The organism is Streptomyces sp. NPDC097619 (assembly GCF_040302735.1).
In the GTDB taxonomy this organism is placed as follows: Bacteria; Actinomycetota; Actinomycetes; order Streptomycetales; family Streptomycetaceae; genus Streptomyces.
In genome coordinates this window covers 1-23389 of sequence record NZ_JBEOSD010000082.1, presented here as the reverse complement: position 1 = coordinate 23389, position 23389 = coordinate 1, and the positions used below count along the sequence as shown (strand labels likewise).

Here is a 23389-nt window from a genome sequence, read left to right as displayed (position 1 = left end):
GACCTCCGTCGCGTCGGTCGCGGTGCCCGCGGCCCCGGCGCCGGACGTCCCGGTGTCCGTCGGGGTGTCGGCCGCGGGGGCGCGCCGGGCGGCCTCCCCGGCGGCACCCGGTTCGGTGACGGCCCCCCGTCCGGCTCCGGTGCCGGTCGGTCCCGCCGCGGTCACGTCCGTGGTGGTCACGTCTTCACCAGGCCCTTCGTACGGCCGCCGAGCGCGAGGTACACGTCCTCCAGGCTCGGGGTCGTGAGTGTGAAATCGTCCAGCGCGGCGAAGGCGGCGCCGCCGGTCACCGCGGCGACCGCGGCCCGGGCCTCGTCGGGGCCGAGCCGGAACGTCCAGCGGCGGCCGGTCTCGGTGGCGGCCGGCCGGAGCGCGGCGACCTCGGGCACGTGCAGGGGGGCGGTCTCGCGCCACACCAGTTCCAGCCGGACCTCGCCGGCCACCCGCGCCTTGAGTCCGGCGGGGGTGTCGCAGGCGATGACGCGGCCGCGGTCGATGACGGCGACCCGGTCGAGCACTGTCTCGGCCTCGATGACGTTGTGGGTGACGAGCAGCACGGTGGTGCCGGAGTCGGCGCGGCGCCGGTCCACGGCCTCCCAGACGGCCCGTCGGGCCACCGGGTCCATGCCGGTGGTGGGTTCGTCGAGGACGAGGACGCGGCGGTCGCCGGCGAGGGCGGCGGCGAAGCAGGCGAGGCGGCGCTGGCCGCCGGAGAGCTTCTTCAGGGGCCGGCCGGCGAGGGCGGTCAGGTCCAGCTCGTCGAGGATGGCGTCGCGGGCGGCGCGGGCCGCGGGTCGGTCGAGTCCGCGGAGCTGGGCGGTGGTCTCCACGGCGAGGGAGACGGTCAGCTCGTCGAGGGCGGTGGACTCCTGGCCGAGGTAGGCGAGGAGCCGGGCGGCCCGGTCGGGGTGGCGGACGAGGTCGTGGCCCAGGAGCCGTACCGTGCCGGAGTCGGGGCGCATCAGACCGGTGAGCTGGCGGACCAGGGTGGACTTGCCGGCGCCGTTGGGGCCGAGGAGTCCGAAGACCTCGCCCTCGTGGACGTCCAGGGAGATGCCGTCGGTGGCCCGGACCTCGGGGAGGGCGGGCGTGCCGCGGCCCCCGCGCAGCGGCGGGTAGGTCTTGACGAGGTCGCGCACGGCGCACACGACGCGGGGCGGCTCGCCGGCCCCCGCCGTGGGGGTGCGTCCGCCGTTTTCCGCGGCCTGTCCCGCCTGTGCTGTGCCCGTGCTCACGAGGGAGCAGCCTACGGGGTTCGGCCGCCGCCGGAGCGGCCGGGGCGGGTTCCGGTTCCCAGAAGGCCCCACTCCGCCCAGTCCGTGCCGGTCCGTGGCCGGTACCCGCCGGTCGGTCCGTCCGGTCGCGGGGCCGGCCGGTTCCGGCCGGTCGCGCGCGGAGGTCCCCGGGCGGGGGCGGTCAGTCGGCGAGCCGGTCCGCCAAGCGGTCGGCGGGCTGGTCGGGGGTGCCGGTCGGGGCCGGGGGGCCGGGGTGGGCGCCCACGTGTTCGACGGCGGCGCGGACGTCGATCTCGCGCCAGAATCCGGCCCGGATGGCGTACCGGTCGTGCTCGTCGATCTGGTCGTCCTTGTGGGCGAGCAGACCGAAGCGGGCGGCGTAGCGCAGCAGCTCGCCGTCGATGCGGTGCGGGATCCGGGGGTAGAGGGTGGCGAGTTTCTGCATGTGGACGGTCTCGGGCAGCCGTTCGATCCAGCGGCGGGCGAAGACCTGGCCGACCTCGAAGGGGTCGCCGCCGACGGTGGTGATGTCCTCCTCGCGGTCGGCCCAGCGCTGTTCGGCGCTGGTGAGCTGGGCGAGGGTGGGCAGGGAGGCGGTCTCGGCGGGTTCGCCGAGGGGGCCGCCGCGGTCCACCCAGCCCCGGTCGGAGGACCAGCGGAGGGTGGCTCCGGTGGCGGCGCCGGCGGACTGGGGGTGCTGGGGGCCGGGGACGGGGGTGTGCGCCCGGAGTCCGGCGAGGTCCTTGGGGGTGGGGACGTTCCGGCCGGGGGCGGGGGGCGCGGTGGCGGCGGGGGGTCCGGGCGCGGCGGCCGGGGTGGGGGCGGTGCCGTTGCGGGCGGCCTCGGCGAGGGCGGCCTCGGGCAGCGGGGCGGAGAGGATGGCGGCGATCTCGGGGCGCGGGGCGGGGGCCGGGGCACAGATGCCGGTGTCCTTGGCGCGGACGGCGCGGATGATCCAGGCGCGGTCGAGGACGCGGCGTTCGTCGGCTTCGGCGACGAGGTCCTCGGACTGGTTGTAGTCCCCGTCGGCGGCCTGGACGGCCCAGAGGTGGACGGCGACGCCGTGTTCCTTGGCGGACATCAGGCCGGGCAGCAGGTCGCCGTCGCCGGTGACGAGGACCACGTCGGAGCAGGCGCGGTTGCGGGCGAGTTCGGTGAGTTCGGCGTGCATGGCGGCGTCCACGCCCTTTTGGGCCCAGCGGCCGTCGCTGCGGGTCAGGGCGCCCAGTCGGACGGTGACCCGGGGCATGACGCGGAGCCTGCGGTGCTCGGGCTGGGGGACCCGGTCGGGGGCGCCGTCGAACCAGTAGATGCGGAGCAGGGGGCGCTCGGTGTCGGCCTCGGCGCGCTCACGGAGCTGTTGGATGAGGGCGGTGTGGTCCACGGTGATCCGGGACCGGGAGGGTTCACCCGCCAGGAGGCTCGCGGCGGCACCCAGCAGGTAGCCGGCGTCCACCAGGACGACGCAGCGGTCCACGCTTCCACCCTCTTTCCGACGGAGCTCTCGGTTTTTCCCCGAGTCTGCCCGACCGCAAGGGTGTTGACGGCCGGAACTCGATCATCGGCGTGGCGGATCCGGGCCGGGTCGTCCGAACCCGTTCCGATGACGGACGGTAATGATCCAAAATGCGCGTTTTGTAGCGTTGTGTGAGTGTGAAGGCGGTCCTGGCCCCTAGACCCTCACGGAGGCTCCACCATGGCCAAGAACAAGAACCAGAACCGTTCCTCGCAGAAGTCCTCGGCGCAGCCCCAGGCGGCGCAGAAGTCCTCCGAGGGCGAGTCCTCGCAGGCGTCGCCGAGTCCGATCGACATGCCGCACAAGAGCAAGACGAAGCGCTTCGGCCACAACTGACGCGGCGCGCGGCGCCGTCGGTCCCCGGTACGGGACGGGTCCGACGGCGGTGGAGACGGGTGAGGGCGGTACCGGGGTCCGGTACCGCCCTCACCCGTGCGTCGGGGGTCAGCCCGCCAGGCAGGAGGGCCCGAGGAGCACCTTGAGGTCACCGAAGAGGGCGGGGTCCGGCTGGACCCGGTGCCGGTCCAGGCGGAGCACGATGGTGGTGCGCGGTCCCTGGAGCTTGATCCGGACTTCGGTGTTGCCCTTGTGGTGGCGGAGGATCTCGCCCAGGCGGGTGACCATGGGCGGGGTGACCTTGACCGTGGGGATGGTGAGGACCACGGGGGCGTTGGTGCCGGCGGAGGACAGGTCGGGGACCATGATCTCCATCGCGACCAGCCGGGGCACGTCCTCGCGCTTGTCGAGCCGGCCCTTGACGAAGACCACGGTGTCCTCGACCAGCTGGGTGGAGACCAGCTGGTAGGTGGCCGGGAAGAACATGCACTCGATGGAGCCGGCCAGGTCCTCGACGGTGGCGATGGCCCAGGCGTTGCCCTGCTTGGTCATCTTCCGCTGGAGGCCGGAGATGATGCCGCCGATGGTGACGACCGCGCCGTCCCCGTGCTCCCCGCCGGTGAGCTGGGAGATCCCGGCGTCGGTCTTGTCGGAGAGCACGTGCTCCAGGCCGAAGAGCGGGTGGTCGGAGACGTAGAGGCCGAGCATCTCGCGCTCCTGGGCCAGCAGGTAGGACTTCTCCCACTCCAGGTCGGAGAACTCCACGTCGAGCCCGAAGCCGGGCTCGTCGCCGCCGGACTCGTCGCCCATGCCGCCGAACAGGTCGAACTGTCCCTCGGCCTCCTTGCGCTTGACCGCGACCACGTTGTCGATCATCGGTTCGTGCTGGGCGACCAGGCCCTTGCGGGTGTGGCCCATCTCGTCGAAGGCCCCGGACTTGATCAGGGACTCCACGGTGCGCTTGTTGCAGACCACGGCCTCGACCTTGTCGAGGAAATCGGGGAAGGAGGAGTACTTCCCCTTGGACTTGCGGGTCTTGATGATCGAGTCGACGACGTTCTGGCCGACGTTGCGGACGGCTGTGAGCCCGAAGAGGATCACGTCGTCGCCCTGGGCGGCGAAGTTGGACTCGGACTCGTTCACGTTCGGCGGGAGCACCTTGATGCCCATGCGCCGGCACTCGTTCAGGTAGATCGCGGACTTGTCCTTGTCGTCCTTGACCGAGGTGAGGAGTCCGGCCATGTACTCGGCCGGGTAGTTCGCCTTGAGGTAGGCGGTCCAGTAGGAGACCAGGCCGTAGGCGGCTGAGTGGGCCTTGTTGAAGGCGTAGCCGGCGAAGGGGACCAGCACGTCCCAGAGGGCCTTGATGGCCGCGTCGCTGAACCCCTTCTTCTTGGCTCCCGCCTCGAAGATCACGAAGTTCTTGGCCAGCTCCTCGGGCTTCTTCTTGCCCATCACGCGGCGGAGGATGTCGGCCTCGCCGAGGGAGTAGCCGGCGATGATCTGGGCGGCCTTCTGCACCTGCTCCTGGTACACGATGAGGCCGTAGGTGACGTCCAGGACCTCCCGGAGCGGCTCTTCCAGCTCCGGGTGGATCGGGGTGATCTCCTGCTGCTTGTTCTTGCGCAGGGCGTAGTTCGTGTGCGAGTTCATGCCCATCGGGCCCGGCCGGTAGAGGGCCGACACGGCGGAGATGTCCTCGAAGTTGTCGGGCTTCATCAGGCGCAGCAGGGAGCGCATGGGCCCGCCGTCGAACTGGAAGACGCCGAGGGTGTCGCCGCGGCCGAGCAGTTCGAAGGTCTTGGGGTCGTCGAGCGGGAGGGCCAGGAGGTCGATGTCGATCCCCTTGTTGGCCTTCACCATCTTGACGGCGTCGTCCATGATCGTGAGGTTGCGCAGGCCGAGGAAGTCCATCTTCAGCAGGCCGAGCGATTCGCAGCTCGGGTAGTCCCACTGGGTGATGGTCACGCCGTCGGTGTGCCGGACCCAGACCGGTACGTGATCGGTGATCCGCTCGCTGGACATGATCACGCCGGCGGCGTGCACGCCCATCTGGCGGACCAGGCCCTCGACGCCGCGGGCGGTGTCGATGACCTTCTTCACGTCGGGCTCGTTCTCGTACATCCCGCGGATCTCCCCGGCCTCGCCGTAGCGGGGGTGCTGGGGGTCGAGGATGCCGGAGAGCGGGATGCCCTTGCCGAGGACGTCGGCGGGCATGGCCTTGGTGAGGCGGTCGCCCATGGCGTACGGGTAGCCGAGGACGCGGGCGGAGTCCTTGATGGCGTTCTTGGCCTTGATGGTGCCGTAGGTGCCGATCATGGCGACCTTGTCGGCCCCGTACTTCTCGGTGACGTACCGGATCACCTCCACGCGCCGACGTTCGTCGAAGTCGATGTCGACGTCGGGCATGGAGACGCGCTCGGGGTTGAGGAAACGCTCGAAGATCAGGCCGTGCGGGATCGGGTCGAGGTCGGTGATGCCCATGGCGTAGGCCACGATCGAGCCGGCCGCGGAGCCCCGGCCGGGGCCGACGGCGATGCCCTGGTTCTTGGCCCACATGATGAAGTCGGCGACCACGAGGAAGTAGCCCGGGAAGCCCATCGAGATGATGGTGTCCATCTCGTACTCGACCTGCTTCATGCGGTCGTCCGGGATCCCGCCGGGGAAGCGGCGGTGCATCCCCCTCATGGTCTCCTCGCGGAACCAGGTGACCTCGGTGTAGCCGTCCGGGATGTCGAACTTCGGCATCAGGTTCCGGAACTTGAACATCCCCTCGGTGTCGATCTGCTCCGCGACGAGCCGGGTGTTGGCGCAGCCCTCCTGCCAGGCGTCCGAGGAGTCGATGGCGTACATCTCCTCCGTGGACTTCAGGTAGTAGCCGGACCCGTCGAAGCGGAAGCGGTCGGGGTCGGAGAGGTTCTTGCCGGTCTGGATGCAGAGCAGGGCGTCGTGGGCCGTGGCCTCGTGGTCGTACGTGTAGTGCGAGTCGTTGGTGACCAGCGGCGGGATGCCGAGTTCCTTGCCGATCTTGACGAGGTCGTCACGGACCCGGCGCTCGATCTCGATGCCGTGGTCCATCAGCTCCAGGAAGTAGCGGTCCTTGCCGAAGATGTCCTGGTACTCGCCCGCGGCCTTGCGGGCCTCCTCGTACTGGCCCAGGCGCAGCCGGGTCTGGAGCTCGCCGGAGGGGCAGCCGGTGGAGGCGATCAGGCCCTCCGACCACTGGGCGATGGTCTCCTTGTCCATCCGGGGCCACTTGGTGAGCCAGCCCTCGGCGTAGGCGTCGGAGGAGAGCCGGAAGAGGTTGTGGAGGCCGGTGGCGTTCGCCGCCCAGATGGTCTTGTGGGTGTAACCGCCGGAACCGGAGACGTCGTCCCGCTTCTGGTGCGGCTGGCCCCACTGGATCCTGCGCTTGTTGCGGCGGGACTCGGGGGCGACGTACGCCTCGATGCCGATGATCGGGGTGACCCCGGCCTTCTGCGCCGTGTGGAAGAAGTCGTAGGCGCCGTGCAGGTTGCCGTGGTCCGACATGGCGATATGGGTCATGCCCATCTCGTTGCAGGCGTTGAACATGTCCTTGAGCCGCGCGGCACCGTCCAGCAGCGAGTACTGGGTGTGGACGTGCAGGTGCGTGAACGGCGTCTTGGTCACGGCGCTGTACTCCTGGGGGCGGGGAGGCGGACGAGGGGGGACAGCCTCGCAGTCTACGTCCCGGGACCGACGGAACGGGGATCCGCGGGAGGCGGGCGGGGCCTCCCGCGCGATGTGATACGGGCCTCATCGGACGGGGCCGGGGAGGCGCCCGGGACGCCCGCCGGCAGGGCTCCGGCCGGGCGCCCCAAGGGCTCCGGGCCCGCGGGCCGGTCCGCGGGGCGCGCGGGCCGCCGGGCCGGGCGCGGGCGCGCCGCCGGGCACTCGGGGGCCGGCCCGCGCGTTGGCAGAACCGGACGGGCCGGATCCCGCGTCTGCCGGTCCGGACAGGTACACCCACGCAGCAGGAGGCACCCCATGGCGGTCCCCGGGACCACGGACGAACAGCGGGCCGAGCAGATCCTCGACGTCTTCGACACCGCTTTCGGGGAGCTGCTGGCCGCGGACCCCGCCGCCTTCGAGGTGAAGTTCCGCAAGATGGCCGCCTCGGCCTTCGCCTTCTACCGCGGCACGGCCTGCCTCTTCTACGCCGACCTGGAGCGGGAGCGGCACGGCGGGCCCTTCCTGGACGAGCGGACCGGCCGGGTGTGGATCCACGGCGACCTGCACGCGGAGAACTTCGGCACGTACATGGACGCCAACGGGCGGCTGGTGTTCAACGTCAACGACTTCGACGAGGCGTACGTGGGGCCCTTCACCTGGGACCTCAAGCGGTTCGCGGCCTCGGTGGCCCTGCTGGGGTACGCCAAGGCCCTCAGCGACGACCAGATCGGCGAGCTGGTGGGGGTGTACGCGGGGGCCTACCGGGAGCGGATCCGGGCGCTGGCCTCGGGCGCCAAGAACGAGGAGGTGCCGGCCTTCACGCTGGAGACCTCGCGGGGGCCGCTGCTGGACGCGCTGCGGGCGGCCCGCCGGCGGACCCGCTTCGCCCTGCTGGATTCGATGACGGAGATCCGCGACCACGAGCGGCGCTTCTCCCCCGGCCCCGGCACGGTGGAACTGGACGCGGCCACCCGCTACACGGTGCTGGCCGCCTTCGACGGGTACCTGGAGACCCTGCCGGAGTCCAGCCTGGTGCGCCCGGACTCCTACCGGGTCAAGGACGTGGTGGGGCGGCGGGGCGTGGGCATCGGCTCGGCGGGGCTGCCTTCCTTCAACATCCTGCTGGAGGGGCACAGCGACGCCCTGGAGAACGACGTCGTGATCTACCTCAAGCAGGCGCAGACCCCGGCGGTGTCCCGGCACATCACGGACCGGGCGGTGCGGGAGTACTTCCGCCACGAGGGGCACCGCACGGTGATCTCGCAGCGGGCCCTGCAGGCGCACGCCGACCCGTGGCTGGGCTGGACCGAGATCGAGCAGGACGGGCGGCGGACCGGACAGCTGGTGGCGGAGGTCTCCCCGTACGCGGTCGACCTGGACTGGTCCGACATCGACGACCCGGAGGAGATGGCGGCGGTGGTGGCGGACCTGGGGCGGGCCACGGCCTCCATGCACGCCGCGGCCGACGCCGACGAAAGCGGGCTCTCGCTGGTGCCGTTCTCCACGGAACGGGCCATCGACGCGGTGATCGCCGCGGACGAGGAGGGCTTCACGGAGCTCCTCACCGAGTTCGCGCACTCCTACGGGGCGCGGGCCCGTGCCGACCACCAGCTCTTCGTGGACCTCTTCCGCAACGGTCGTCTGACCAGGTCACAGGGGTGACGCGGGGCGTCCCCGGGGGCCGGCCGCCGGGGACGCCCGCGGATCGTGGTTTCACAGGAAGGCATGGCAGACTTCCCGCGATGGACATATCAGGGGTGGGCCTGCGGGCGACACGGGCGGCGCTGTTCAGCGCCGTCGTCGTGATGCTCTCGGCCGCCTCGCACGTGCTGCTCTCCGGGGCCCCGCTGCCCCCGGCCCTGGTGGCCGGGCTGGCGACGGCGGTGTTCCTGCCCGCGTACGCGCTGGCCGGGCGGGAGCGCGGGTTCTGGCCGATCGCCGGACTGCTGGTGCCGTTGGAGCTGGCCGCGGACACGGTGTTCACCGCCGGGCAGACCGTCTGTTACGGCCCCGCGGGCGGTCCGGTCTCCGGTCCGCTCAGGGCGATGGGGCTGGACCTGCTGTGCGGCGGCACCCCGCTCGGGGAGCCGCTGGCGCGGCTGGCCGGTGTCCCCGGCCACGCGGCCGCCCCGCTCGCGCTGCCGGCCGCCGCGGATCCGACGACCCCGTGGCTGTTGCTGGCCCTGCACGTCTCCGTGGGCCTGCTGGCCTCCTTCTGGCTGTGGCGCGGGGAGCGCGCCCTGTTCGGGCTGGGTCGGGCGCTGACCGCGCTCGGGGCCGGCGCGCTGCGGCCGCTGCTCCTGGCGGCGGCCTCGGTGCGGGTCCGGACCGGTGCCGTCCCGGTGCGGCGCGCGGTGCGGGCCAGGCGGGCCGCCGCGGCGCTGCGCACCCGGTTCCCCGTGCACTCGGTGGGGTTGCGCGGACCGCCCGTACCGCTGCTCGCGAGCAGCTGAGTACCGGCAGTCCCCATTCCACCGCACCCCTTACGGAGATCCGTCATGAGCAACCGCAACAGCAAGGCCGCCAAGGAAGCCGCCCGCGAGCGCCTGCGGGCCGAGCGCGAGCGTCAGGCCAAGAAGGACCGCACCCGCCGACAGTTCACGGTGGCCGGCGCGGTCGTCGGTGTCCTGGCCCTGGCCGGCGGCATCGGTTACGCCATCGTCCAGTCGAACAAGCCCGGCCACTGGGAGGAGGCGGCGAAGCAGCCGCTGGTGAAGCCCGCCAACACCACGGGCGCCGACGGCACCGACGTGGTGATCGGCAAGGGCTCCGCGAAGAAGACCCTGGAGCTGTACGAGGACTCCCGCTGCCCGGTGTGCGCCACCTTCGAGCAGGTGGCCGGGGAGCAGATCTCCAAGGACGTGGCCGCGGGCAAGTACAAGCTGAAGTACATCGGCGCGACCTTCCTGGACAAGGGGTTCCCCGGTGAGGGTTCGAAGAACGCGCTGAGCGCGCTGGGCGCGGCGCTGAACGTGAGCCCGGACGCCTTCCTCGCCTACAAGTCGGCCCTGTACGCGAAGGACAACCACCCCGAGGAGTCCAAGGACGAGTTCGCCAAGGACGACTACCTGCTGAAGGTGGCCGACCAGGTGCCCGCCCTCAAGGGCAACGAGAAGTTCCGTACGGCGGTGACGGACGGCACGTACGACCGCTGGGCGCTGGAGATGTCGAAGCTGTTCGACAAGAGCGGGGTGGAGGGCACGCCGACGCTGAAGATGGACGGCAAGAAGATCGACCTGCCGCAGACCCTCCCGGCGTACAACGAGGCGCTCGACAAGGCCCTGAAGGGCTGACATCAGGACACGGTCCGGGAACGGGCGGGCGAACTTCCTTGGTTCGCCCGCCCGTTCCGTGTCCGAGGGCTGTCATACGGGCGATACCCGTCAGTAATATGATCATCCGTGACCAGTCATCACTCCTCTCCCGCCGCGGCCCCCCGCCGCCGCACGGTGGTCAAGGCCGCCGCCACCGCCGCGCTCGTTCCGCTCGCCGCACCGGTCGTCCTGGGGACGGCTACCGCCCGTGCGGACGGGCCCGGGGCGCCCGCCTTCCTCCACGGGGTCGCCTCCGGCGATCCGCTGCCCGACGGCGTCCTGCTCTGGACGCGCGTCACCCCCGTCCCCGAGGCGGTGCCCGGCTCCGGTCTGGGCCCCGACGTCGAGGTCCGCTGGGAGGTGTCGGCGGACCGGACCTTCGACCGGATCGCGGCCTCCGGCACCGTGGCCACCGGCGCCGCCGTCGACCACACCGTCAAGGCGGACGTGCGCGGCCTGGCCCCGGACTCCACCTACTGGTTCCGCTTCGGCGCGGGCGACGTCCTCTCCCCCACCGGCCGCACCCGCACCGCACCGGCCCACGACGCGGCCGTGGCCGGCCTCCGCTTCGGCGTGGTCTCCTGCGCGAACTGGGAGGCGGGGTACTTCTCCGCGTACCGGCACCTGGCGGCCCGCGCCGACCTGACCGCGGTGCTGCACCTGGGCGACTACATCTACGAGTACGCCGCCGGCGAGTACCCGAAGGCGACCGCTCCGCTGCGCTCCCACGAGCCCGCGCACGAGATCGTCTCCCTGGCCGACTACCGGGCCCGGCACGGCCGCTACAAGACCGACCGGGACCTCCAGGCGGTGCACGCCGCGCACCCGGTGGTGGCGATCTGGGACGACCACGAGTTCGCCAACGACACCTGGTCGGGCGGGGCCGAAAACCACACGCCGGGCGCCGAGGGGGACTGGGCGGCGCGTGTGGCCGCCGGCAAGCGGGCCTACTTCGAGTGGATGCCGGTCCGCCCCTCCATCGCGGGCACCACCTACCGGCGGCTGCGCTTCGGCTCCCTGGCCGACCTGCACCTGCTGGACCTGCGCTCCTTCCGCTCCCAGCAGGTCAAGACGGGCAGCGGGTCGGTGGACGACCCGAACCGCACCCTGACCGGACGGGCCCAACTGGACTGGCTGAAGTCCGGACTGGCGACCTCGGACGCCACCTGGAAGCTGGTCGGCACCTCGGTGATGATCTCCCCGATGGCCTTCGGCTCGGTCCCGGCACACCTGCTCGGGCCGCTGGCCGGGCTGCTCGGGCTGCCCAAGGAGGGGCTGGCGGTCAACACCGACCAGTGGGACGGGTACACGGCCGAGCGGAAGGAACTCCTCGGTCACCTCACGCAGCGCGACATCCGCAACACCGTCTTCCTCACCGGCGACATCCACATGTCCTTCGCCAACGAGGTCCCGGTGACCGCCGCCACCTACCCGCTCTCCCGGTCCGCGGCCACGGAGTTCGTGGTCACCTCGGTGACCTCGGACAACATCGACGACATCCTCAAGGTGGCCCCGAGGACGCTCTCCCTGGCCGCGGAAACCGCGGTGCGGGCGGCCAACCGCCATGTGAAGTGGGTGGACATGGACTCCCACGGCTACGGAATCCTGGACGTCACCGCCGAGCGCTCCCAGATGGACTACTACGTGCTCTCCGACAAGCGGAGGCCGGACGCCTCCGCCGCGTGGAGCCGCTCCTACCGCACCGCGGCCGGCACCCAGAAGGTCGAACGGGCCGACCGACCGGTCCGTTGAGGATCCGGGCACCCCGGCACTGACTGATCATCACATTCTTACGGCGATCGGGCCGTCCGGCGCGCGATCCGGGCGGCCCGATCTTTCATGGCCGAAAGTTCTTGACGTGACACTGACATGCGCACGTAAACTCCGCGATCAACGAGGCAACCCACCTCCCAACCCCCCACCGTTCGCGAGGAGTTCACGTGCGCGCTTTTGCCCGCATATCCCCCACCCTCCGCCGCCGCGGCCTGGGCACGGCGATGCTGGCCGGAACCCTGGCCTTCGCCCCGCTGTCGGCCCCCACCACCCTGGCCGCCGCCCCGAAGACCGGCGCCGAGGTCTGCGCCGAGGAGGGCGGCACCACCGCGGCCGCCAACGCCCGCACCACCCGCCCGAAGGACGGCCACGGCGCCGCGCACGAGCCGAACGCCGTCTCCGAGGCACAGGCCAAGGCCATGGACGCCGACCTCAAGCTCAAGCTCGACAAGGCCCTCAAGAACCACCCGCAGCGCGTCCTGCGCGCCGCCGAGGCCGTCACCACCATCCCGGTGTACTTCCACGTGATCCACTCGGGTACCGCGGGCAAGCTGACCGCCACCGACATCGGCAAGCAGATCGCCGTGCTCAACTCCGCCTACGCGGGCCAGGGCACCGGCAACGTGAACTCCGGCTACCAGTTCTCCCTGGTCTCCACGGACTACACGGACAACGCGTCCTGGTACAACCTGGCGGACGGCACCACCGCCGAGAAGAACATGAAGAACACCCTCCGCAAGGGCGGTCCGGGCGCGCTGAACATCTACACGGCCAACCTCTCCGGCGGGCTGCTCGGCTGGGCCACCTTCCCCAGCTCCTACAGCTCCGCCCCGAAGATGGACGGCGTGGTCCTGCTCAACTCCTCGCTGCCCGGCGGCTCCTCCGCGAACTACAACGAGGGCGACACCGCCACCCACGAGGTCGGCCACTGGATGGGCCTCTACCACACCTTCCAGGGCGGCTGTAACGGCAACGGCGACTACGTCACCGACACCCCGGCCGAGAAGACCGCGGCCTACGAGTGCCCGGTCGGCCGCGACACCTGCACCAACAAGGCCGGTGCCGACCCGATCCGCAACTTCATGGACTACACCTACGACTCCTGCATGTACCAGTTCACCGCCGGACAGGTGAGCCGCATGCAGAGCCACTGGACCGCCTACCGCGGGGTCTGATCCGCACCGGTCCCGGGGCGGCGCCCCGGGACCGGCCGCACCACCCGCGCACGAGGGGCGCGGCCCGGCCCACCGCCGGGCCGCGCGCCTACAGCGAGTCGAGGAAGCCCAGCGCCGTCCGCCAGGTCTGCTCGGCCGCCTCCGGGTCCCAGTCCGGCAGGTCCGGGTCGGTGAACAGGTGACCGGCACCCGCGTAGCTGTGCACCTCCACGTCCGCCCCCGCCTTCCGCATCCGCAGGTACCAGGCCGTCAGCCAGTCGTGCGGCTCGAAGGGGTCCGGGTCGGCCACGTGCAACTGCACCGGCAGCTCGTCCACCACGGTGTCCTCGGCGATGTCCGCCGTCCCGTGCAGGAGCAGCAGGCCCCGCGCCTTGGTGTCCGCCATCGCCAGGTGCTGCGCCACCGAACCGCCGAAGGACAGCCCCGCGTACACCAGACCCCGGTCGGAGAACCGGGCCGCCGCCAGCACCGCCCGCCGCAGCAGCTCGTCCCGCCCCACCTCGTCCCGGAAGGCCATGCCCTCCTCGGCCGTACCGAAGGTGCGTCCCTCGAACAGATCGGGCACCTCCACCTCGTGTCCCGCGGCCCGGAGCCGGTCGGCGGCCGCGTGCACCGCGGGCCGCAGCCCGTACGTCGAGTGGAAAAGCATGATGTCCATGCCCCCATCATCCCAGCCCACGGAGGTGCCGGTCGGCTACCGTCGGCCCATGGACACGGTGGATGTGCTGCGCCCCCTGATCGTGCTCGCCGGTACCGTCCTGCTCACCGTCGCCGCGGGCGCCCTGCTGGACCTGCTGTTGCGCCGGGCCGACGCACGGCACCCCGAAACCCCGCTGTGGGGACTGCTGCGCCGCTGCCGGCTCCCCGCCCAACTGGTCCTGGGCACCGCCCTGCTCCTCGCCGTGCACCGACCCCTCCTGCACCCGCGCTCCGCGAGCCTGTCCGCGGCCGCCGGCCGGGCCCTCACGCTGCTGCTGATCGCGGCGGCCGCCTGGCTGCTGGTCCGCACCGGCACCGCCGTCATCGACTCCGGCTACGCCCGGTACGCCGCCGGGGCCGGGGAGGAGACCGCGCGGGTCCGCCGCGTCCGCACCCAGGTCACCCTGATCCGCCGGGTCCTCGCCGCCACCGTGACCGTGGTGGCCGCCGCCGCCATGCTGCTGACCTTCCCCGCGATGCGCACCGTCGGCACCTCCCTGCTCGCCTCCGCCGGCATCCTCGGCATCGTCGCGGGCATCGCCGCCCAGTCCACCCTGGGCAACCTCTTCGCCGGACTCCAGATCGCCTTCGGGGACACCGTCCGCATCGGCGACACCGTGGTCGTGGACGGGGAGTGGGGCAAGGTCGAGGAGATCACCCTCACCTTCCTGGTGGTCCGCACCTGGGACGAGCGCCGCATCACCATGCCCGTCTCCTACTTCACCGGCAAGCCGTACGAGAACTGGTCCCGCGGCGGCGCCGAGATGACCGGCACCGTCTTCCTCCACCTCGACCACGCCGCCCCCGTGCCGCTGCTCCGCGAGCACCTCGGCGCCCTGCTCCTGGACTCGCCCCTCTGGGACGGCCGGCGCAGCGGGCTCGTCGTGACCGACGCCACCCCGACCACCATCCAGGTCCGGGCCACCGTCAGCGCCAAGGACGCCGACGACCTGTGGGACCTGCGCTGCGCGGTCCGCGAGGGCCTCGTCGGCTGGCTGTGCGACCACCACCCGTACGCCCTGCCGCGGGTCACCACCGCGGAGGCCGCCCCCGGCCCGACCGCCCCTCCGCCCCCGACCCCCGAACCGCCCACCGGGGAAACCCGCTAGGCCCGTCCGGCCGATCGGGCCCTACGGGCGCAGGCTGCGGACGTCCAGTTGGCGCAGCACCCGGTCCACGATCTCCGGATCGGCCCCCGGCTCGCTGCGGGCCGCCAGCACCTCGTGCCGGGCCGCCGACATCATCTCCCGCTGGATCCGCTGCACCGACCGGATCCGCTCCACCCGCTGGTGGTACGCCTCCCGCCGCTCCTCGTCCACCATCTCGGGGCTGATCCGCGCCCCCACGTCGTAGGCCCGTCGCTGGAGCAGTTCCAACAGGTCCTCCGGCAGCTCCTCCACCTCCTGGATCTCCCGCAGCCGGACCTTCGCCGCCTTCGCGGCCCGGATCGCCAGCCGCCGTTCGAAGTCCCGCTCCGCCCCGGCGTCGGCCTTCACCCCGAGCAGCCGCACCACCGCCGGCAGGGTCAGCCCCTGCACCACCAGCGTGCCCATGACCACCGCGAACGCGATGAAGACGATCACGTCCCGCTGCGGGAAGGGACCGCCGTCGTCCGTCGAGAAGGGAATGGCCAGGGCCAGGGCCACCGAGGCCACCCCGCGCATCCCCGCCCACCACATGATCACCGACTCCCGCCAGCTCAGCGGGATCTCCTCCTCGTAGTCCTTGCGCCCGTGCAGCTTCTTCGCCAGCCAGGCCGCGGGCAGCAGCCACACCAGCCGCACCAGCACCACCACGCCCAGGATCGCCCCGGCCCACCCGGCCATCTCCGCGACCTGCCCGCTCGCCGTCCCGAACACCGAGTGCAGCTCCAGGCCGATCAGACCGAAGGCCACGCCCGTCACCAGGGTGTCCACCACCTCCCAGAAGGTGTGCCCGGCCAGCCGCCCCAACACGTCGTCGGCGTCGGAGGCGTACTCGGCCAGGAACAGCGCCGTGGTCAGCACCGCCAGCACCCCGGAGCCCTTGAACTCCTCCGCCAGCACGTACGCCACGAAGGGCACCAGCAGCGTCAACCCGATCTGTAGGGTGGCGTCACCGAGCCGGTCCATCAGCCGGCCCGCGCACCAGCCGAGCCCCAGCCCGACCGCCACCGCCACCACCGCGGAGAGCACGAACTCCCCCAGCGCGCCCTCCCAGGAGAAGCCGCCGCCGATCACCGCCGCGATCGCCACGTGGTACAGGACGATCGCGGTGACGTCGTTGAACAGCCCCTCCCCCTCCAGGATCGACACCAGCCGCCGGGGCAGCCCCAGCGAGCCCGCCACCGCCGTGGCCGCCACCGGGTCCGGCGGGGCCACCAGCGCCCCCAGCGCCACCGCCGCCGCCAGCGGCAGGCCCGGCACCAGGGCGTTCGCCACCCCGGCCACCGCCGCCGTGGTCACGAACACCAGGGCCACGGCCAACAGGAAGATGGGGCGCAGGTTCGCGGCGAACTGCCGCCAGGAGGTCCGCTGCACCGACGCGTACAGCAACGGCGGCAGGACCAGGGGAAGGATGTACTCGGGGGGCACGTCCACGTTCGGGACGAACGGCAGCAGGGCCATCACCACCCCGGCCAGGGTCATCAGCACCGGCGCGGGCAGTCCCAGCCGGTCCCCCAGCGGTACGGTCACGACGGCGCCGAGCAGAAGCACGAAGAGAAGGGCGAGCTGATCCACCCGCCCACCCTGCCACGCCCGGGACGCACCGCCGCATTCCGGACACCGCGCCCCGCCGGAACCTTCCGGCGCCCGCCCGGCCCGGCGCGGGGCATCGGGCACGGGCCCGGGCCCGGACGGGCCGGCGGGGCCCGCCGGCTCAGGCCAGCGGGCGCCGCATCGACCGGTGCGGGATGCCCGCGTCCAGGAACTCCTCGCCGTAGGCGGCGTAGCCCAGCCGCTCGTAGAAGCCCAGCGCGTGGGTCTGCGCCCCGAGGTCCACGGCGGTCAGACCGCGGCGCAGGGCCTCGGCCTCGACCGCGCGCACCAGGGCCACGCCCACCCCGAGCCCGCGGGCGGAGGCCAGCACGGCCAGCCGGCCCAGCTTGCCGAGGCCCGGATCACCGGTCTTGTGCAGGACCTCCGGCCCGTGCAGCAGCCGGCCGGTGCCGAGCGGGGTGCCGTCCGCGGCGACCGCCAGCAGGTGCACGGCGCCCGCGTCGTAGGCGTCGTACTCGATCTCCTCGGGCACCTCCTGCTCCCGGACGAAGACCTCCTTGCGGACCGCGAAGCAGGCCGCGCGGTCCTCCTCGGAGGCGGCCACCCGGACCGTGCAGGCGGGGGCGGCCGTCATTCGCTCTCGGCCCGGATCACGTCGAGGGCGTGCCGGAGGTCGTCGGGGTAGCCGCTCTCGAACTCCACCCACTGGCCGTCGGAGGGGTGCTCGAAGCCCAGCCGCACCGCGTGCAGCCACTGCCGGGTCAGGCCCAGCCGCTTGGCGATGGTGGGGTCGGCGCCGTAGGTGAGGTCGCCCACGCAGGGGTGCCGGTGCGCGGACATGTGCACGCGGATCTGGTGGGTGCGGCCGGTCTCCAGCTTGATGTCGAGCAGGGAGGCGGCGCGGAAGGCCTCGATGAGGTCGTAGTGGGTGACCGAGGCCTTGCCGTCCTGGGTCACCGCCCACTTGTAGTCGAGGTGGGGGTGGCGGCCGATGGGGGCGTCGATGGTGCCGCTCATCGGGTCCGGGTGGCCCTGGACCAGGGTGTGGTAGCGCTTGTCCACGATCCGCTCGCGGAACTGGTTCTTCAGGGAGGTGTAGGCCCGCTCGGACTTGGCCACGACCATCAGCCCGGAGGTGCCCACGTCCAGGCGGTGCACGATGCCCTGGCGCTCGGCGGCCCCGGAGGTGGAGATCCGGTACCCGGCGGCGGCGAGCCCGCCGATCACGGTGGTGCCGGTCCAGCCGGGGCTCGGGTGCGCGGCCACACCGACCGGCTTCATGATCACGACGATGTCGTCGTCGTCGTGGATGATCTCCATGCCCTCCACGGGCTCGGCGACGATCTCCACCGGACGCGGGGGCGCGGGCATCTCGACTTCCAGCCAGGCACCGCCGTGCACCCGCTCGGACTTCCCGACCACGCTGCCGTCCACGGACACCTTGCCGGACGCGGCCAGCTCGGCGGCCTTGGTCCGGGAGAAGCCGAACATACGGGAGATGGCGGCGTCGACGCGCTCGCCTTCGAGGCCATCGGGGACGGGCAGGGTGCGGACTTCGGGAATCGTGCTCACCCGTCGAGTATGCCTTGTCAGTCCTTGTGGATGGTTCCGTCGGGGTCCAGGCCCTTGAAGGACAGCAGCACGATGAGGATGCCGCCGCAGACGATCGCGGAGTCGGCGAGGTTGAAGACGGCGAAGTGGGCGGGGGCGATGAAGTCGACCACGGCACCCCGGAACACGCCCGGCGAGCGGAAGATCCGGTCGGTGAGGTTGCCCAGCGCCCCGCCCAGCAGGAGGCCCAGGGCGATGGCCCAGGGCAGGCTGTACAGCTTGCGGGCGATCCGCACGATGACCACGATCACGGTGGCCGCGATGATGGTGAAGATGATCGTGAAGGCCTCGCCGAAGCCGAAGGCGGCGCCGGGGTTGCGAACCGCCTCGAACTTCAGCAGGTCCCCGATGATCTCGATGGGCGCCTGGTGCTCCAGCTTGGCGACCACCAGCATCTTGCTGCCGAGGTCCAGCAGGTAGGCGAGTACGGCCACGGTCAGCAGCGCCGCGATCCGACGCCGCCCCCGGGGCGGCACGGACTCGGGCGCGGCGTCCCCCACATCTGGCGTACCGATGATGCGCTCCGCCTCTGCCACGTGGATTCCCTCACGCTAGGTCGTGATCTTTCGGATCTTGCCGGTCGGGCCCGCGGCGTCCCGTTCCGGGCGTCGCGGGCCGGGCAGGATCCGGAAGACACGGCCCAGGTGCCGACTCCCACGAGAGTACGTCACGGCCCTTCCGGATCTTCCTCGGCCCGCGCCGCGGCCGGTCCCGGCTCCGGGCGGGCCGCCGACGCGGGGCCGGGGGGGCCGCCGCTCAGTGCCGGCGTTCCTGCTTCTGCTTGCACTCCACGCACAGGGTGGCCCGCGGGAACGCCTGCATCCGGGCCTTCCCGATCGGCTTGCCGCAGCTCTCGCAGAGGCCGTACGTGCCCGCTTCCAGCCGTTCCAGGGCCCGCTCGCTCTGCTCCAGCATCTCCCGGGCGTTCGAGGCCAGGGACAGTTCGTGCTCGCGGGTGATGTTCTTGGAGCCGGTGTCGGCCTCGTCGTCCCCGGCACCGTCCCCGGAGTCGCGCATCAGGCCCGAGAGGGCGGCCTCGGAGGCGTCCAGCTCGGCCCGCAGTCGCAGCACCTCGCTGGTCAGCTCGGCCCGGGCGTCGGCCACCTCGTCCGCGGTCCAGGGGTCCTCGCCGGGACGCACCGCCAGCACGCCCGGGGCCGCCCGGAACCCGGCCCCCGGGTCCGGGGCCGCCACGGCCTCCGCCGCCTCGGGCGCCTCCGCCGCCTCGGAAGCCTCCGCGCCGGCCGCCGTCTTCTTCGCCGCCGTCTTCTTCGCCGCCGTCTTCTTCGCCGCCGTCTTCTTCGTCGCCGTCTTCGCGGTCGCCGTCTTCTTGGCGGCGGTCTTCTTCGCCGCGGTCTTCTTCGCGGCCGCCTTCTTCGCCGGGGCCCGCTTGACCGCGGCCCCGCCCGCCTGCTCGGCGGGCTCGTCGGAAGGACTCCCGTCCGCCGTCTTCTTCGGAGCGGTCTTCTTCGCCACCATGGCCGCGGCCCCTTCACACAGTGTGATCTTGCGCGCGTATATGTGGTCGGACGATAAATCGGCTCCGGGACCCCGGCAACGGGGCGCGCCCCCGCCCCGGCCCGCCCACGCCCCGCCGCTCCCGGGCCCGTACCCCCGGTGCCCCGCGCGCGGCCGGGCGCACGCCCGGCCCGCCCCGCCCGGAAGCCCGCGCGCCGCCGTGCCGCCGTCCGGGGGACCGCGACCGGCCGCCCCGGACCCCCGCGCCCGGCGGCCGTAATGGGTCTGCCGAGCGGCCCCGCGGCCCGTACACTGGCCCCAGCGAGAGGCATGGATGGGGACGAGTAGCGTCGTACGCAGCCAGGAGCGACCCGGGGACGGTGCGAGCCCGGGGGCGAGCGCGATGCGAAGGATCACCCCGGAGCCGCCGGAAGAAAGCCCGCGCACCCCGCGCGGCGAGTAGAACCGGCTTCGCACCCCGAATGAGGGGGCCACCGCGCGCGCCCGGCGTGCACGGCGGCCAAGGAGGGTGGTACCGCGGGAGCCGTGCTCTCGTCCCTCCGGACGGAAGAAGAGACGCCGCCGGAGGAAAGACACACAGCCGATGAGCACCCAGCCGCAGTACCGCCCGGTCCCCGCGCAGGTCGACCTGCCCGCCCTGGAACACGCCGTCCTGGAGTTCTGGCAGGAGAACAAGACCTTCGCCAAGACCCTCCAGCAGTCCGAGGGCCGCCCCGAGTGGGTCTTCTACGAGGGCCCGCCGACCGCCAACGGCATGCCCGGGGCCCACCACATCGAGGCCCGCGTCTTCAAGGACGTCTTCCCCCGCTTCCGCACCATGCGCGGCTACCACGTGGCCCGCAAGGCCGGCTGGGACTGCCACGGCCTGCCGGTGGAGCTGGCCGTGGAGAAGGAGCTGGGCTTCAACGGCAAGCAGGACATCGAGGCGTACGGCATCGCCGAGTTCAACGCCAAGTGCCGCGAGTCCGTGACCCGCCACACCGACGCCTTCGCCGAGCTCACCACCCGCATGGGCTACTGGGTGGACCTGGACGACGCCTACCGCACCATGGACCCCGAGTACGTGGAGTCCGTGTGGTGGTCCCTCAAGCAGATCTTCGAGAAGGACCTGCTGGTCCAGGACCACCGGGTCGCCCCCTGGTGCCCGCGCTGCGGCACCGGTCTGTCCGACCACGAGCTGGCCCAGGGCTACGAGACCGTGGTCGACCCCTCCGTCTACGTGCGCTTCCCGCTCACCTCCGGCCCGCTCGCCGGCGAGGCCGCCCTCGTCGTGTGGACCACCACCCCGTGGACCCTGGTCTCCAACACCGCCGTGGCCGCGCACCCCGAGGTCACCTACGTGGTGGCCACCGACGGCACCGAGAAGGTCGTCGTCGCGGAGCCGCTGCTGGAGAAGGCCCTCGGCGAGGGCTGGACCGCCACCGGGCAGAGCTTCACCGGCAAGGAGATGGAGCGCTGGACGTACCGGCGCCCCTTCGAGCTGGTCGACTTCCCCGCGCCGGCCCACTACGTGGTCAACGCCGAGTACGTCACCACCGAGGACGGCACCGGTCTCGTCCACCAGGCCCCGGCCTTCGGCGCCGACGACCTCACCGTCTGCCGCGCCTACGGCCTGCCGGTCGTGAACCCGGTCCGCCCCGACGGCACCTTCGAGGAGGAGGTGCCGCTGGTCGGCGGCGTCTTCTTCAAGAAGGCCGACGAGAAGCTGACCGCCGACCTCGACTCCCGCGGCCTGCTCTTCCGGCACATCTCCTACGAGCACAGCTACCCGCACTGCTGGCGCTGCCACACCGCGCTGCTGTACTACGCGCAGCCGTCCTGGTACATCCGCACCACCGCCGTCAAGGACGCGATGCTGCGGGAGAACGAGAAGACCAACTGGTTCCCCGAGTCGGTGAAGCAGGGCCGCTTCGGCGACTGGCTCAACAACAACATCGACTGGGCCCTGTCCCGCAACCGCTACTGGGGCACCCCGCTGCCGATCTGGCGCTGCGAGGAGGGGCACCTGACCTGCGTCGGCTCCCGCGCCGAGCTGTCGGAGCTGTCCGGGCAGGACCACTCGGAGCTGGACCCGCACCGCCCCTTCATCGACGCGGTCACCTTCCCCTGCACCGCGGACGGCTGCGCGCACACCGCGGTCCGCGTGCCGGAGGTCATCGACGCCTGGTACGACTCGGGCTCCATGCCCTTCGCCCAGTACGGCTACCCGTACAAGAACAAGGAGCTCTTCGAGAAGCGCTACCCGGCGCAGTTCATCTCGGAGGCCATCGACCAGACCCGCGGCTGGTTCTACACGCTGATGGCCGTCGGCACCCTGGTCTTCGACAAGTCCTCGTACGAGACCGTCGTCTGCCTCGGCCACATCCTCGCCGAGGACGGCCGCAAGATGTCCAAGCACCTGGGCAACATCCTCCAGCCCATCCCGCTGATGGACCAGCACGGCGCGGACGCCGTCCGCTGGTTCATGGCGGCCGGCGGCTCCCCCTGGGCGGCCCGCCGGGTCGGCCACGGCACCATCCAGGAAGTGGTCCGCAAGACCCTCCTGACGTACTGGAACACGGTGGCCTTCCAGGCCCTGTACGCCCGCACCTCGCAGTGGGCGCCCTCGGCGGCGGACCCGGCCCCGGCCGACCGCACGGTCCTCGACCGCTGGCTGCTCTCGGAGCTCAACACCCTGGTCGCCGAGGTCACCGAGGCCATGGAGTCCTACGACACCCAGCGCGCGGGCAAGCTGCTGTCGGCCTTCGTGGACGACCTGTCCAACTGGTACGTGCGCCGCTCGCGCCGCCGGTTCTGGCAGGGCGACAAGGCCGCGCTGCGCACCCTGCACGAGGTGGTCGAGACCGTCACGCGGCTGCTGGCCCCGCTGACCCCGTTCATCACCGAGCGGGTCTGGCAGGACATGGTGGCGCCGGTCAGCCCGGAGGCCCCGGAGTCGGTGCACCTGTCGAGCTGGCCCGAGGCCGACGCCTCCGCCGTGGACCCGGTGCTGTCCCGTCAGATGGCCCTGGTCCGGCGGCTGGTGGAGCTCGGCCGAGCCACCCGCGCCGAGTCGGGGGTCAAGACCCGGCAGCCCCTGTCCCGGGCGCTCGTCGCGGCCTCGGGCTTCGAGGAGCTCTCCCCCGAGCTGCACGCCCAGATCACGGAGGAGCTGAACGTCTCCTCGCTGGCCTCGCTGTCCGAGGTGGGCGGCTCGCTGGTGGACACCACCGCGAAGGCCAACTTCCGGGCCCTCGGCAAGCGCTTCGGCAAGGGCGTGCAGGACGTGGCCAAGGCCGTGGCCGCGGCGGACGCGGCCGCGCTGTCAGCGGCCCTGCGCGCGGGCGACGCCTCCGTGGAGGTCGGCGGGGAGCGGGTGACCCTCTCCCCCGAGGAGGTCATCATCACCGAGACCCCCCGCGAGGGCTGGTCGGTGGCCTCCGACTCCGGTGCCACCGTGGCCCTGGACCTGGAGATCACCCCCGAGCTGCGGCTGGCCGGTCTGGCCCGTGACGCGATCCGCCTGATCCAGGAGGCCCGGAAGAACTCCGGCCTGGACGTCGCGGACCGGATCGCGCTGCGCTGGTCGGCGACCGACCCGGAGGTCACGACGGCCCTCACGGACCACGCGGCCCTCATCGCGGACGAGGTCCTCGCGACCGACTTCGCGGCCGGCTCCGCGGAGGAGGGCTTCGGCCCCGCCTTCACGGACGAGCCCCTGTCGCTGACCTTCCACCTCCGCAAGGTCTAGCCCCACCCACGAAGCGGCGCCCCTCCCCGGGGGGCGCCGCTTCGTCGTTCCCACCCCGCGCCGGAGCGTGCGGCGACCGGGCTCGGGAACGGGAACGGGCCGGGCCCGGGTCACCCCCGCGGGGGTGAC

The 23389-nt window shown here is 72.2% G+C and carries 17 protein-coding genes; 8 read left to right on the top strand and 9 right to left on the bottom strand.

Annotated elements, in window-relative coordinates:
• Positions 1 to 176: 176 nt before the first annotated feature.
• Positions 177 to 1148, bottom strand: coding sequence for an ABC transporter ATP-binding protein (locus ABTZ17_RS22000; RefSeq protein ID WP_352197388.1), 972 nt, complete (start codon positions 1146 to 1148; stop codon positions 177 to 179).
• A gap of 268 nt (positions 1149 to 1416) precedes the next feature.
• A complete protein-coding gene (locus ABTZ17_RS21995) occupies positions 1417 to 2712 on the bottom strand; it encodes an NYN domain-containing protein (protein WP_352197374.1) in 1296 nt (431 codons plus the stop codon).
• A 219-nt stretch (positions 2713 to 2931) separates the two neighbouring features.
• On the opposite strand from ABTZ17_RS21995, the gene ABTZ17_RS21990 reads away from it, so the two are divergent.
• Positions 2932 to 3087 carry a hypothetical protein gene (locus ABTZ17_RS21990; protein WP_352197373.1) on the top strand — a complete coding sequence of 52 codons (156 nt, stop codon included), beginning with the start codon at positions 2932 to 2934 and terminating at the stop codon, positions 3085 to 3087.
• Between the two features lie 108 nt (positions 3088 to 3195).
• Here ABTZ17_RS21990 and dnaE read toward each other — a convergent pair whose 3' ends face one another.
• Complete coding sequence (gene dnaE / locus ABTZ17_RS21985) at positions 3196 to 6738, bottom strand: DNA polymerase III subunit alpha (protein ID WP_352197372.1); 3543 nt, start codon at positions 6736 to 6738, stop codon at positions 3196 to 3198.
• 357 nt (positions 6739 to 7095) lie between these two features.
• Here dnaE and ABTZ17_RS21980 point away from each other — a divergent pair, with 357 nt between their 5' ends.
• From ABTZ17_RS21980 to ABTZ17_RS21960, 5 genes are all read left to right on the top strand, one after another.
• Positions 7096 to 8442 (top strand): DUF2252 domain-containing protein, encoded by a 1347-nt coding sequence (locus ABTZ17_RS21980; RefSeq protein ID WP_352197371.1) that lies wholly within the window; start codon positions 7096 to 7098, stop codon positions 8440 to 8442.
• A gap of 80 nt (positions 8443 to 8522) precedes the next feature.
• Positions 8523 to 9233 (top strand): hypothetical protein, encoded by a 711-nt coding sequence (locus ABTZ17_RS21975; RefSeq protein WP_352197370.1) that lies wholly within the window; start codon positions 8523 to 8525, stop codon positions 9231 to 9233.
• A gap of 45 nt (positions 9234 to 9278) precedes the next feature.
• Entirely contained in the window at positions 9279 to 10073 is a 795-nt protein-coding gene (locus ABTZ17_RS21970; RefSeq protein WP_352197369.1) for a DsbA family protein, read from the top strand.
• 108 nt (positions 10074 to 10181) lie between these two features.
• The gene (locus tag ABTZ17_RS21965; RefSeq protein ID WP_352197368.1) at positions 10182 to 11846 is read left to right on the top strand and encodes an alkaline phosphatase D family protein; all 1665 of its coding nucleotides are present in this window, start codon (positions 10182 to 10184) and stop codon (positions 11844 to 11846) included.
• A gap of 245 nt (positions 11847 to 12091) precedes the next feature.
• Positions 12092 to 13042 (top strand): zinc metalloprotease, encoded by a 951-nt coding sequence (locus ABTZ17_RS21960; protein WP_352197387.1) that lies wholly within the window; start codon positions 12092 to 12094, stop codon positions 13040 to 13042.
• Between the two features lie 88 nt (positions 13043 to 13130).
• Here ABTZ17_RS21960 and ABTZ17_RS21955 read toward each other — a convergent pair whose 3' ends face one another.
• Complete coding sequence (locus ABTZ17_RS21955) at positions 13131 to 13700, bottom strand: dienelactone hydrolase family protein (RefSeq protein WP_352197367.1); 570 nt, start codon at positions 13698 to 13700, stop codon at positions 13131 to 13133.
• 49 nt (positions 13701 to 13749) lie between these two features.
• Here ABTZ17_RS21955 and ABTZ17_RS21950 point away from each other — a divergent pair, with 49 nt between their 5' ends.
• A complete protein-coding gene (locus ABTZ17_RS21950; protein WP_352197366.1) occupies positions 13750 to 14850 on the top strand; it encodes a mechanosensitive ion channel family protein in 1101 nt (366 codons plus the stop codon).
• Positions 14851 to 14871: 21 nt separating this feature from the next.
• Here the strand turns inward: ABTZ17_RS21950 and ABTZ17_RS21945 are convergent, their stop codons facing one another.
• The 5 genes from ABTZ17_RS21945 to ABTZ17_RS21925 all read right to left on the bottom strand — a co-directional run bounded on the left by ABTZ17_RS21945 (position 14872) and on the right by ABTZ17_RS21925 (position 19530).
• Complete coding sequence (locus ABTZ17_RS21945; protein WP_352197365.1) at positions 14872 to 16461, bottom strand: Na+/H+ antiporter; 1590 nt, start codon at positions 16459 to 16461, stop codon at positions 14872 to 14874.
• Between the two features lie 139 nt (positions 16462 to 16600).
• Positions 16601 to 17074: a GNAT family N-acetyltransferase gene (locus ABTZ17_RS21940; protein WP_352197364.1), complete on the bottom strand. Its 474-nt coding sequence runs from the start codon at positions 17072 to 17074 to the stop codon at positions 16601 to 16603.
• Positions 17071 to 18012: an RluA family pseudouridine synthase gene (locus ABTZ17_RS21935; protein WP_352197363.1), complete on the bottom strand. Its 942-nt coding sequence runs from the start codon at positions 18010 to 18012 to the stop codon at positions 17071 to 17073. The genes ABTZ17_RS21940 and ABTZ17_RS21935 overlap by 4 nt, the downstream gene beginning before the upstream one ends.
• 17 nt (positions 18013 to 18029) lie before the next feature.
• Positions 18030 to 18587: a signal peptidase II gene (gene lspA, locus ABTZ17_RS21930; RefSeq protein ID WP_352197362.1), complete on the bottom strand. Its 558-nt coding sequence runs from the start codon at positions 18585 to 18587 to the stop codon at positions 18030 to 18032.
• 220 nt (positions 18588 to 18807) lie between these two features.
• Complete coding sequence (locus ABTZ17_RS21925; RefSeq protein ID WP_352197361.1) at positions 18808 to 19530, bottom strand: TraR/DksA family transcriptional regulator; 723 nt, start codon at positions 19528 to 19530, stop codon at positions 18808 to 18810.
• Between the two features lie 583 nt (positions 19531 to 20113).
• Here ABTZ17_RS21925 and ileS point away from each other — a divergent pair.
• The gene (gene ileS, locus ABTZ17_RS21920; protein WP_352197360.1) at positions 20114 to 23260 is read left to right on the top strand and encodes an isoleucine--tRNA ligase; all 3147 of its coding nucleotides are present in this window, start codon (positions 20114 to 20116) and stop codon (positions 23258 to 23260) included.
• Positions 23261 to 23389: the final 129 nt, after the last annotated feature.

Coding starts and splice junctions, on each gene's coding strand:
- ABTZ17_RS21990 (WP_352197373.1), top strand. CDS start 2,932: ATGGCCAAGAACAAGAACCAGAACCGTTCCTCGCAGAAGTCCTCGGCG.
- ABTZ17_RS21980 (WP_352197371.1), top strand. CDS start 7,096: ATGGCGGTCCCCGGGACCACGGACGAACAGCGGGCCGAGCAGATCCTC.
- ABTZ17_RS21975 (WP_352197370.1), top strand. CDS start 8,523: ATGGACATATCAGGGGTGGGCCTGCGGGCGACACGGGCGGCGCTGTTC.
- ABTZ17_RS21970 (WP_352197369.1), top strand. CDS start 9,279: ATGAGCAACCGCAACAGCAAGGCCGCCAAGGAAGCCGCCCGCGAGCGC.
- ABTZ17_RS21960 (WP_352197387.1), top strand. CDS start 12,092: ATGCTGGCCGGAACCCTGGCCTTCGCCCCGCTGTCGGCCCCCACCACC.
- ABTZ17_RS21955 (WP_352197367.1), bottom strand. CDS start 13,700: ATGGACATCATGCTTTTCCACTCGACGTACGGGCTGCGGCCCGCGGTG.
- ABTZ17_RS21950 (WP_352197366.1), top strand. CDS start 13,750: ATGGACACGGTGGATGTGCTGCGCCCCCTGATCGTGCTCGCCGGTACC.
- ABTZ17_RS21940 (WP_352197364.1), bottom strand. CDS start 17,074: ATGACGGCCGCCCCCGCCTGCACGGTCCGGGTGGCCGCCTCCGAGGAG.
- ABTZ17_RS21925 (WP_352197361.1), bottom strand. CDS start 19,530: ATGGTGGCGAAGAAGACCGCTCCGAAGAAGACGGCGGACGGGAGTCCT.
- ileS (WP_352197360.1), top strand. CDS start 20,114: ATGAGCACCCAGCCGCAGTACCGCCCGGTCCCCGCGCAGGTCGACCTG.